Raw genomic sequence first — 11,808 nt, forward strand, 5'->3', positions numbered from 1 at the left:
GTCCAACAACACTGCAACCGATGAACAATACGCCTAAAGCGGAAACGGGCGTCCAACGATGGTTTTTAGTTCGGCATGGGCGCACGGTTCTGTTGCCGGCCGGCCTCTCTGCTAATTCTATTGGAAAGAGCCCACTTAGCGGCTTTTAAATCGGCTTGGTTGGCAGTAAGAGTTCCAGACGTCACCAGCTTATGGGCTTGGGTGGCATGCGGATGTGGCGAAACTGGTAAACGCAAGGGACTTAAAATCCCTCGCCCTAGGGCTTGCGGGTTCGATCCCCGCCATCCGCACCATATCTTGCTGTTAGATTGGAAACCCCAGTTGGCGTATTAGTTGCCAAATGTCTCGGTTCGCTGCTGAAAGTTGGGCGACGATGTCCTCGATTTCCTTAAGGCCTTTTTCGTCAACCGTGTCTTCACGACCAAGTTTTATGTCGGTTTTGCGGTCTGAGATGCGCATTAGGATCGTCTTGGGGTTCCCGCTTTCGGCGTCGAATGAGTAAATACAGTGATTGTACCTGTTGCGAATGGCAGACAGTTTGCTCAGCCGTTGGGTATGCTTGAGGATCGGATCCCGAACCTCGGGTGGGCGGCCTTCCATCTTGGCCAGCCGCTCAACCAGGTCGATACGCGCGCGCGTCGTGTTCAGAGTCAAAAAGATGATGACCGCGACGTCCTTTTGGGTTCCGCTTAAGCCAGCAATCAGGTGGATCAACAAGCTTTCAGTGTTGGTCCACATATAGTTTAGCCGACCGACCAGCAAAATCAGGCGGTCAAACCGGGCTTCAATGGCCTCAGTCAACTGTCTGTCCGCGTGCTTCGTCCGCAGCCATCTCAAAATAAAACTGTGCGGCCGCCGTTCGATTGCTAACACCAATCTTGCCCGCAACATTGTGCATGTGCAGTTTAACCGTGTGTTCGGTAATCCCAAGGTTCGAAGCGATGATTTTGTTGCTTTGGCCTTTTGATACCAGGCGCAAGACTTGTTTCTCTCTCCGCGTCAATTTGGAGAATGCCGGGTGCGGTTTTTTGGGCTTTGTCTGCGGTATGTCAGTGCTAGGGCTGACCGGGCAGGGACCGGTTTGATTCTGAGCGACGGGCATGCAGTCCGCAAGGAAGCTGGGCAGGTACAATTCTTCATGCATCAGCAGACGCAGAATCGAGCGCCACACGTCCGGGGCGACATTCATCGGCAGATAGCCGATATCACCAAACTGCCCTCTGTCCCAACTTTCAAACAAAGTGCGGGCGGCGTCTTCTTTACGATAAGCAAAAGCAAGGCAGCCCGTATCGACCGCTGCAATATAGGCGCTTGGTCTGTTGAGCAGGTCGTCCAGCATTATCTGATCAACGACAATCACCTTCCCAGCAATTGCACCCAGAGCAGCGGACCGCGTCAGATCAGCGATATCATCATACCTGTGTGCGGCGACACCAAACTCAGCCTGAACACTGCGCAGTGTTTGGTTTGAGAAAAACAATTCCTTGCCGATGAAGTTGATCGAAAAATCTTCAGGACAAACACTAATTTGGGCAACACTATCCTGTAACGGATTGCTCATAATTTCCCCCTATTAACCCACGCCACAAAAAAACGTGACGAAATCAGAAACGACACAGCGAATGTAACTTAACAGTAAATAAACATCATATGCAGACGTAGTATAACTGAAAGCCTTATTTTCATCAACATTCTGTGTTTACCTGCTCGGTAGAACTAGAACTTTCGTTTAGGTTTGCGGTCAGTTTTTTCATAAAAAGCGTGAAATTCTGAGAATTTATACAATCAGACGATTCGAAATGATTTGCGAAAGCAAAAACCCATTAATTTTGCGTTAATGTAAATAAAAATCGTTTAAAAACAAATATTTCCCAAATCTAATGCTTTAGGGCAGCTATTCAGACCCCCTTCCTGCTGCGAGCATGACCGGGCTTCAATTTGTGAAGTCTTGGTCCTGATGTGTCCGCGAATCGTGAATTAGCACGAACCTGAATATCGCGGGTACTGCGTCGGCTTAGCCGAGAAAGGGAGGTGCAAAAACGAAATCAAGGAATGTTCCGCATACAAGCGCTAATGCGCCTGAATGCCAATTATTGTTTCAACTGCGCCGGTAACCGTTTTGTAGATGAATGACGGTCAGGCGCCTAATAAGTGGAAAATTGTTATGGATAGACGCCAACAACCGCACAATGACATTACTGCCATTGGTGAAGTCGAGATCGAAGAAGCACATGTTGATGTCGAAGCGGACGTTACCATCGAAGACGCTGAGATCGATGCCAATCTTAATGAGCAAGAGCAAACCAACGACAACGACGTAGATAACACCAACGATCAGGAGCAGAGCCAGGATCAGGCTCAGGAAACTGTTGTTGAGAACGGTCAGGACCAAGGTCAAGAACAAGGTCAAGACCAAGCTCAGGATCAGGACCAGCGTCAGGTCAACGGTGACAACACCAACGACAACTCGAACTCAGTCAACATTGATTTCGGCGAAGATGGCCTGAGACCAAATGATAAGGATCTGGTCGACGTAGACGTTTACGAAGGCGGTTCGGTCGAGGACATCATCACGGTCGGCAATGATTTCGACTATGATCCCGGCGACGACATGAACCTGGATATCTCGTTGGATGGTCCAGGCAACGATATGTCGGCGATTAACCACCAAGTTGCCAACCTGACTGACAATGACACGTTGGATTCGGCAAGCGTATCGAATGACAACGGGTACTTTGAGCAAAAAGGCGACGCCATGGGCGGCGAAGCCAATGCTTCGGAAGGTATTGGTTCACAGTCGGTCGGTGGAGCATCAGGTGATGGTGGTTCAACCTCAGCTGGTGATGCAACTTCGTACTCGAAGGGTGGCACAGCAATCGCGTTTGGCGGTCACGCTGGCGATGCGGATACTGACGCAAGTGCCGGTGACGGCGGAGCGTCGGGTGATGCGACAACCCTTGGTCTAGGTGTTGGCAAGTCTGATGCGTCGGCTGATGGTGACAGCGATGGCGGCGACAGCGGCGACGCAGCCTCTGAATCTGTTGCAGACAACGACGGTTCTGCAGACGCGGATTCGGACGGTGCCGGTGGTGCAGGCGGTAATGCCGGTTCGATCGGTCTTGGCCTAGGGTTGGGTCTGTCAGGCGCCGGTAACGCAGGTAAGTCAGAAGGTGGTGACAACGATTCCGACGCCGATGCCAAGGGCGTAGGTCTGGGAGCAAACGACTCGTCGGCTTACGGCGCAGACGGCGGCGACAGTGGCGCAGGTAATCTGGGTCTTGGCCTTGCGGGTTCTCTGGCCGGTAGCGACGCCAGCGGCGATGGTGGTAAAGGAGACGGCGGCGACGGCAACGGCGGCGACGGCGACAACAACGACGCAACTGGTGGCGCTGGTACTGGCGGTGCTGGCGGCGCTGGCGGTCCCGAAGTGCTGGAAGAACTGGTAGCTGGCGGCGGTGGCGGTGACGGCACTGGCGGTAACGCGGTGAACGAAAATATCACAGGTAGTGGAACCGGCGGTAACGGCACTGGTGGCTCGGGCGACGGCGGCGACGCAGATGCGGACGCGGATGCTCAGGGCGTTGGTGATCAAACCGCGGACTCCAAGGCTGGTTCTGGTGGAACCAATGATACTGACGGTCGCGCCGACGGTGAAGGAACCGGTACGGCAAGGGCAGACGGTGTCGGCGGTGGCGGTGGTGCCGTTGATCAGGACGCAACATCGACTGGCGATGGTACCGGTTCTGTGGACGCTGACAACGACGCTGGTAACGGTGGCAACTCTCAGGTGTTCTCGACAGCGGATACCGATGGTTCTGCTGACAGCCTGGCCAAAGCGATTTCGGGCTATGGTGGCGACGCGAAGTCTAACAACGACGCGACCTCGACCGGAACTGGCAAAACCTGGGGTACCTCAGAATCGGGTATCGGTGGTGGCGGCGGTGCCGCAATGGCGTCCGGTGGAACCGGCGGCGATGCGCACGGTAAGGCGACCCTCGGAGATAGCTGGGGTAGCACCACGACCGCTGGTAACGCATCGGGTGCAAACTCGGGTGACGGTGGTAACGGTGGTAACGCCGGAACATGGGGTTCGAACAATGCGGGTGACGGCATTGTAACTGGCGAATCCTACGCTTCTGCCGCTGCAGTGGTTGATACATCTGCCTTCAACCAGTCGATTGTCATGGGTGCCAACGTTCTTGGTAACTCGGTCGATACGACGATGGTTGGTGGTTCGATGACCTCGACCTACTCCAGCGACGACACCGACGCGTAATGTGTGTCAGAGCCCGCATTGGCGGGCTCTGAATCTTTTAAAAAAAACGCCGGGGCCGCGGTATGCGGCCTCGGCCCAGCTTAACCCAAGTCCGGAAATTTTATGCCGGGACGGGGAAAGGAAACCGATATGTCGCTCGACAGTATTACGGAACAGATTGCACATTTTGTTGGAGCTTTTGAGTTAACAGCCGAACAGGCCCGGCTGCGGGATCAGTACGAAGAATTTGTCGCGCTGAGACGCAAGGCCGAACTTGAAGAGCTGGACGACCCCACGAAGATTGAGATTAAGGCACATTTGAAAATGGACCCGGGCGACTATGACGCGTTGCCCTTTAAGTTTTTCGTACCTCAGGCAGATGTCCCTGCACCGCCCGCATTACAGGGCCCAACTGGTGGGGCAGGAGTTATTTCCGGCCCGGCGACAGCACCTGATGTTCCCCTCCCGGATGCATTCCAGATAGGATCCCTTTCCATAGAAGTGGTCTACGAGCCAGAGTTCGACATGGAACTGATTGGATCTGCCGTCACATATACGTTCCAGACCATTCATCTTAGTGACAACGACACGGTCGGAGAGGGCGATTTCCGTGATGCCGAAACCCTGATGGAGCAGGGTGAGGAGCTTCAGGAAACTGCGATGTCTTTGCATGCTGTGTCATCGGTTTCGTTCGACATAGGCGAGTATCTGTCGGGTGAGGCGATCGACGAGTTGATCGAACAGATGCAGTCGCCCGAAATCGCCGAGGTTGAGGGCGTCGAAATACACCAATTCCAAGGCGACGATGCCATGGGCGTGATCGTCAATGGTGAGTATGTCGATGAAGCGCCAGATTTTATGGACTTGCTTCCCGCGCATCACAAAACGGAAGAAGACAACGGTGCGGAAGATGATGTGCCGGATCTGCTTCCAGCAGAATGGGACCGGTCCGACGATCCGGAATTCGAGGATGGTCATTCGGTCATTGCTGGCGGCAACCTCGCGATCAATCAGGTTGCGGTGAATGTAGGGTGGGTCGACGCGCCTACGATCCTGGTCGGCGGCAGTGCCATGAGTGTGACAGTTGTCAGTCAGGTTGCGGTCGTTTCGGACATCGATCAGGGCGGGGATGGCGTTCAAAGCAACACGAATGTGGTTCAGTCATCCGAGATCAAGGTGGAAGCCAAAGAAGCGTCGTGGGTGGCCGACAATGTCTCCGACGATCCCAACCAGGACCCACTCGTTTTTACCGACTGGATCTATGGCGATCTGATCGTGACAAATTTTATCGAACAAACCATCGATGCCACGGATATTGATCACATCAGCGCTGAAATCACGGCGTCGTCCACGTCGTACGTGCTGGGTGATAACGACATGGTCAACTCGGCAGATATCCTTCAGCTGGGCAGTTACTATGATGTGATTATTATTGGTGGCGACATGATCTCGGTTGATGTCGTGTCCCAGACCATCGTGTTGATGGACAATGACGTGATCACGGGTGCTCTGCCGACCGACGCCGAAGAAAACCTTGTAATGAACGAGGTTTCGCTGACATCCACGGGTGAAGATACGCATGCCGAGATCACTCAGCCCCTCGCAGACGTAATCCCTCTGCAAGAGATGGACACGGATGCGTTGGAAGACGCGCTGATGAACGATCCTATGTTTGCGGGAACAGAATTGGTTCGGGTGCTCAAGATTGAGGGCGATCTGCTGCAGGTCAACGTGATCGAGCAAACCACCATGTTGCAGGATGATGATGATGTCCACATCGCGGGCGCTCAGGGCGCGCATGCTTCGGCATTGGGGGCTGGCAACGCCATACTCAATTCAGCCAGCGTAAACAAAATGGGTGTTGATTCCGTGGTTATGGCGCAAGGCGGAGAATACTCGGACCTCTTGTTGCACCAGGCTAGCCTGATTGACGTACCAGAAGAAGATAACGGTGAAATCGCAAACGAAGCAGTTGCGTTGCTGCTGGATGAAGTTGATGCGCCGGGTAACTCCGAGAATGCTCCGGGGCACAACAAGCTAACGCCTTCGGAATCTGCCAGCATCGACGACGGCATGCAATCTATGCTAGCATAGTATCCTGTTTTGTTACGAGTGACTTGAAAGTTTTGATATGTCGATTGATTTTTCGTCGCGTCCAAGACGTTACGCCAGCCCATTGGATCGTAACGGTGGTGCCATGTCGAAGACTACGAACGCACCCCATAACACAAAGAAATCAAAGAAAAAACCTGCTTTACGCCTGAGCGATGACCTACGGCTGAGTGATCGGCATGACGACAAGCAGGATGAATTTAAAAAAAATGATTCGAGCATTGGGGCAAATGTGAAATCTGAATCTGCACGTAAAGAGACAAATGAGGAATCGCACCTGCGCGCCGGAACTTCCCCCCGGCGTGAGCAGCCGCAGCCTGCCGAAGACAGTGACCAACAGGGCAGCGGTGCTGGGGTGGCCAACGCTAAGGGCTCCGATCCTGAAACCGTCAATAAGACGAGCGACCGTATACCCCCCACGTCTCGCTCGAACGGCGGTGATCGCATGGGCACCACTATCGAGGCCAAGGCGAACGAACCATTGATGCGCAGCAGCTCTGGCGGCGGCGATGGGAAAGGGCCACCCCAAACATTTCACAAAAGAACACCGCCCGAGGATTTCCAGCGCACTCTGCGCACCTCGCTTCGGGCCATCTATCGCAATCTGTCTTTTGTTCTGGTTCTGACCTGCGCGACAAATATCCTGATCCTGGCGATCCCAATCTATCTGTTCCAGATCAGCGACCGAGTTCTAACCAGTCGGTCACTGGATACCCTGATCATGCTTACGGCCATCGTGGCCGGGGCGGTCATCTTCCAATCCGCTTTCGACGCGGTCCGGCGTTTCATGCTGATGCGCACCGCGGTTGAGGTTGCCGCCCGTCTGGGCGCACCCATCCTCAGCGCCGCCGCCCATGCCTCATTGCACGGTACTGGCCGTGAATACCAGACGCTGGGTGACCTTCAGCAGGTGAGGGGCTTTCTGGTTTCGGGTACATTGATTTCGTTCCTGGATGTGCCCTTTGCCCCATTGTTCATCCTGATGATCTTCCTGGTGCATCCGCAGCTTGGGATGATCGTGATCGTGACCGCCCTGCTGCTGATGACAATTGCCTTTATCAACCAGCGTATGACGGCCAAACCGTTTGCCGAGGCAAACAAGGCGCAGTCCATGGCGAACCAGCATCTGGATTCCATGGCGCGCAACAGCCAGATCATCAACGCTCTGGCCATGATCCCCGAGGCCGTTCGCATCTGGGGGCGCGACACCGCGCAGTCGTTGACATGGCAGGTCCGCGCACAGGACCGAAACGTGATCTTTGCCGCAATTTCCCGCGCCGTACGTTTGCTGACGCAAATTAGCATTCTGGGCTGGGGTGCGTTTCTGGCGCTGCAAGGCCAGATCACGGGCGGGATGGTCATTGCTGCTTCGATCATCGCAGGTCGTGCGTTTGCACCGATTGAAGGCTCGATCGAAGGGTGGAACAGCTTCCTGCTGACCCGCGCTGCGTATGGACGGATCAATAAGTTGTTGTCTAGTTCAGCATTGCAGTTTGAAAAGCTGCGCCTGCCGCGCCCCGAGGGCCGTCTGGATGTAGAACGTCTTCTCTATGTGCCCGGCGGGACCAAGCGCGTTGTTCTGAACGGCATAAGTTTCGCGCTGAACCCAGGTGAGACGCTGGCGATCATCGGCAACTCGGGCGCGGGCAAGACGACCTTGGGTAAAACGTTGGTCGGTTCAATCCTGCCAACCTCTGGCAGTGTACGGCTGGACCTGATGGACATCCGCAACTGGGACCCGCGCCAGTTCGGTGAAAGCATCGGGTATCTGCCGCAGGACGTGCAGCTTTTCCCTGGTACCATCAAGGACAATATTGGCCGTATGCGCAGCGATGCCACTGATGAACAGATCCACGACGCCGCAGTTTTGGCCGATGTGCACAACATGATCGCGACGCTGCCACAGGGATATGAAACGGTTGTGGCCGCGGATGGCTCGCCCCTGTCCGGCGGACAGAAACAGCGGATCGCACTGGCCCGCGCCTTCTTTGGCAACCCGAGGTTGGTGGTTCTGGACGAACCGAACTCGAACCTGGACGTCGCCGGCGACAAGGCACTGGCGCGCGCCATTGAACAGGCCAGAGAAAGCAAGATTACTGTTGTTGTGATCACACAGAAACCGACGTTGTTGAGCGTGGTCGACAAGATCATGCTGCTGACTGATGGCCGTGTCGCGCTGTTTGGGCAGCGCGAGCAGGTTCTGGAACAATTGAACGGGCCGCGTAACGCCAAGCCCGGCATTCAAAATCAATAGGGGGGCTCGACATGAATGATCTGGTACCCGTGAATAATGATCCTAAGGACCCGACAGTCTGGTACGCCGAGGTTCCGCGCTCGATCAACCGTCTGGTTGTGATTGGTATCGTTTTGCTGGTCGTCTGTTTCGGCGGCTTCGGCGTTTGGTCTTTCCGCGCGCCGCTAGCAGCTGCGGTCATTGCGCAGGGCAGTTTTGTTGCTACTGGGCGCAACAAGATCGTACAGCACCTTGAGGGTGGTATTATTCAGGAAATCAAAGTCATCGAAGGGCAGTCCGTTAAAGCAGGGCAGGTGCTGATGACTCTCGACCAAACCTCGGCCGAGGCGAACGAACGCGAATTGTTCATCCGTAAGATCCGCCTGCAGGCAATGTCCGAACGGCTTTTGGCCGAATACGAAGAGAAGGATCAGCTGGAGTTCTCTTCCGAACTTGCGGCGGCCTCGGATGATACCGAAGTGATGACGATTCTCGATGGTCAAAAGATCAGTTTTGAATTGTCCCGCAAAACACTTGTGAACGATATCGCCTTGCTGGAACGTAACATGGAGGCGTTGAAAATTCGCTCCAGCGGGTTCGAGGCGCAATTGGCCAGCATGATCCGGCGGTCCGAGATCTTGCAGGAAGAGTATGAGACCAAACAGGCGCTGTTTGAAAAGGGTCTGGTCCGCAAAGGCGATTTAAACACGATCCGTCGCGTTCAGGCCGAGGCAGAAGGCCAGCAAGCACGCCTGACAGCCGAGGCGGCCGAAATCAGTCAGATGTTGTTGAAGTATGACGAACAGATTACCCGCACCCGTGCAGCCTATCGCGAGGCCGCTTTGGACGAATTGGGGGTGATTGAGGCCGATCTGGAAAGTGTCCGTGAAAAAGCCCGCCAGGCCCGAAGCGTTCTGGATCGTGCGGTTGTACGCGCTCCAGTGACGGGCACTGTGGTGCGGCTGCACTATCACACACCCGGCGGAGTGATCGAAACCGGTGAACCCATTGCCGAGATTCTGCCGTCAGACGCCCCACTGATCATCGAGGCGCAAATTCCTCGCACCGAGATCGACAGTGTTGTAACCGGGCAAGAGGCGACTGTACGACTGGTGGCGTTGAACCAGCGCACGACGCCGGTGCTGTATGGCGAAGTGTTCTATTTGTCGGCTGACTCTGTGTTTGAGGATGCAGGTGGAGCACCGCAAGAGGTCTATCTGGCCCGCATCTCGTTGGAGCCCGAAGAAATTGAACGCGTGCGGGGCTTTATCCCGACTCCGGGCATGCCCGCCGAGATTATGATCCAGACGGAAGAACGCACCTTTGCGGCCTATATCGCCAAGCCTGTAACCGACAGCATGTCGCGGGCCTTCCGCGAACAATAATTGAGGGTCGGCCAATCGGGTGGCTACACCTTCCATTTTTTGCATGTTAACCTCCGGTGAAACCCACTGGAGGAACACTCATGCCAGTTACCGTAAAAGACATGTTAGAGGCCGCGAATGCTGCCGTCGATCGCATCGACACGCAGGTCGCCAAGGATATGCTGGGGCAGGGGGCATTACTGCTGGACGTGCGCGATGCCGTCGAATTGCAACAGACAGGCCGCGCCGTCGGCGCGCATCACATCCCACGCAGTATGTTGGAATTCCGTGCTGATGATACTTTGCAATCCCATGATGCCGAGCTTCGAAAGGACCGCCCGATCATCTTGTACTGCGCCGCAGGGGGCCGAGCGGCATTGGCTGGTAAGCTTTTGAAAGATATGGGATATGAGCGGGTCTATAATTTGGGCGGCCTACCCGATTGGGTTAAGGGCGGGGGTGATATCACGCAGAGTTAAGCGTTCAGGAAGGTCCGGACGGCGGCTTCAAATTCGCGTGGCTTTTCGGCATGCAGCCAGTGCCCCGCACCGGGGATTTTGGCAAACTTAGCGGCTGGAAACAGGGTACGGATCAGGGCGCGGTGCTCGGGCAGAACATAGTCCGAGTCCGCGCCGGACAGAAACAGGGTTGGGCCGGTCCATTGTGCGCTCAGATCGGGAAAGCCCATGATTTTTGACATTTCTTTTGCCAGAACGTCGAGGTTCAGCAACCAGCGTTGCCCTTTGACATCAAGTGACTGCGTGAAAAAACTCTGCAGCGCTTTTTCAACACCCAGCTCGGCCAGTTGCTCTGACGCGTCCGAGCGCCTCTCAACCTTTGACAGATCGACAGCACGCATTGCTTCGATGAACTGAATCTGGCTGTGGGTGTAGTTCACTGGTGCGATGTCGGCCACCACCAGTTTTCGTACCAGATCACCATGTTGCAGCGCCAGCGTCATCGCGGCCTTGCCGCCCATGGAATGCCCAACGACATCCGCCTGACCGGCGAAATGCTCGATAACTTCGGCAAGATCTCTTGCCAGTTCAGGATAGCTGTGCTGATCGGTCCACATGCTATAGGCATGATTGCGCATATCCACGGCGATAACCTGTCTCTCGTCAGCCAGACGCCGCGCGATCACGCCCCAGTTTCTGGCTGATCCGTAAAGCCCATGCGCGATCAGCAGGGGCGGGTTTTCGGTTGGTTCACCATGTATGATCGTATTCAGCATGACGATGTGATACTCGCCGGGAAAAGAAACAACCAGCCCCATTGTCGCCCATGCACACGGCAGCTAAATTGACGGGCTTGGAGGCCACGTCATGTCGGAAAACACTGATATTGAAAACGGGATCGCGCAGACAGTTCAGTTGTTGCGTAAAAAGCTGGGCGTACGTGATAAAACCCTGACAGCCTCAATTCGAAAGGCCAAACGGCAGTTGCCTCGGCGGGTCTATAGACAGGCGCTGTTGTTAGCGAACGCCGAACAAATGGCGGCGCATCCCAAGTTGCGGCTGGTATTGGATACCCCGAAACTCGCAAAGGCATCGGAAGAGGTTCAAGCTCACCTAAGTGGCATAAACCGCGCTGACCGGCGATTGGGCTGGTTTCTGGGGATGTTGGGCGGGTTGGCTTTCAACCTGCTTGCTCTGTCGGTGTTACTGCTGATTTTTCTGCGCTGGCAGGGTTTTATCTGACCAAAAAAGAACGGCGCCCATCGGACGCCGCTCAAGTCGTTTAAAACCAGTATTTACAGGTTCGGATAGATTGGGAATTTGGCGCATAGGTCGGCGACTTCGGCTTTGACCTTGGCTTCGACTGCTCCGTTTCCGTCTTCGCCA

Annotated in this window: 9 protein-coding genes and 1 tRNA gene; 7 read left to right on the forward strand and 3 right to left on the reverse strand. The window is 55.0% G+C overall.

The genetic code is table 11. From position 1 onward, the window contains the following. Nucleotides 1-208: 208 nt before the first annotated feature. Nucleotides 209-293 (forward strand) — tRNA-Leu (locus tag ACR0IY_RS14710). Nucleotides 294-303: 10 nt separating this feature from the next. On the opposite strand, the gene ACR0IY_RS14715 is transcribed toward ACR0IY_RS14710, so the two are convergent. Together ACR0IY_RS14715 and ACR0IY_RS14720 are read right to left on the reverse strand one after the other, a co-directional pair. Next, nucleotides 304-801 (reverse strand): hypothetical protein, encoded by a 498-nt coding sequence (locus ACR0IY_RS14715; protein WP_480674534.1) that lies wholly within the window; start codon nt 799-801, stop codon nt 304-306. Continuing rightward, a complete protein-coding gene (locus ACR0IY_RS14720; protein WP_480674535.1) occupies nt 794-1,339 on the reverse strand; it encodes a response regulator transcription factor in 546 nt (181 codons plus the stop codon). The genes ACR0IY_RS14715 and ACR0IY_RS14720 overlap by 8 nt, the downstream gene beginning before the upstream one ends. A gap of 825 nt (nt 1,340-2,164) precedes the next feature. Here ACR0IY_RS14720 and ACR0IY_RS14725 point away from each other — a divergent pair. From ACR0IY_RS14725 to ACR0IY_RS14745, 5 genes are all read left to right on the forward strand, one after another. Then, the gene (locus tag ACR0IY_RS14725; RefSeq protein ID WP_480674537.1) at nt 2,165-4,276 is read left to right on the forward strand and encodes a hypothetical protein; all 2,112 of its coding nucleotides are present in this window, start codon (nt 2,165-2,167) and stop codon (nt 4,274-4,276) included. A 129-nt stretch (nt 4,277-4,405) separates the two neighbouring features. Further along, a complete protein-coding gene (locus tag ACR0IY_RS14730) occupies nt 4,406-6,349 on the forward strand; it encodes a type I secretion protein (protein WP_480674539.1) in 1,944 nt (647 codons plus the stop codon). Between the two features lie 250 nt (nt 6,350-6,599). Further along, complete coding sequence (locus ACR0IY_RS14735; RefSeq protein ID WP_480674541.1) at nt 6,600-8,621, forward strand: type I secretion system permease/ATPase; 2,022 nt, start codon at nt 6,600-6,602, stop codon at nt 8,619-8,621. Between the two features lie 11 nt (nt 8,622-8,632). Continuing rightward, nucleotides 8,633-9,985: an HlyD family type I secretion periplasmic adaptor subunit gene (locus ACR0IY_RS14740; protein ID WP_480674543.1), complete on the forward strand. Its 1,353-nt coding sequence runs from the start codon at nt 8,633-8,635 to the stop codon at nt 9,983-9,985. Nucleotides 9,986-10,065: 80 nt separating this feature from the next. Beyond that, nucleotides 10,066-10,443, forward strand: a complete 378-nt coding sequence (locus ACR0IY_RS14745; RefSeq protein WP_480674545.1) for a rhodanese-like domain-containing protein — start codon at nt 10,066-10,068, stop codon at nt 10,441-10,443. Here ACR0IY_RS14745 and ACR0IY_RS14750 read toward each other — a convergent pair. After that, nucleotides 10,440-11,240 (reverse strand): alpha/beta fold hydrolase, encoded by an 801-nt coding sequence (locus tag ACR0IY_RS14750; protein WP_480674547.1) that lies wholly within the window; start codon nt 11,238-11,240, stop codon nt 10,440-10,442. The genes ACR0IY_RS14745 and ACR0IY_RS14750 overlap by 4 nt on opposite strands. A gap of 49 nt (nt 11,241-11,289) precedes the next feature. Here ACR0IY_RS14750 and ACR0IY_RS14755 point away from each other — a divergent pair, with 49 nt between their 5' ends. Further along, on the forward strand, nt 11,290-11,664 hold the full coding sequence (locus tag ACR0IY_RS14755) for a hypothetical protein (RefSeq protein WP_480674549.1): 375 nt from the start codon (nt 11,290-11,292) through the stop codon (nt 11,662-11,664). Nucleotides 11,665-11,808 lie beyond the last annotated feature (144 nt).

It is taken from the genome of Ruegeria sp. BC1 (assembly GCF_056539305.1).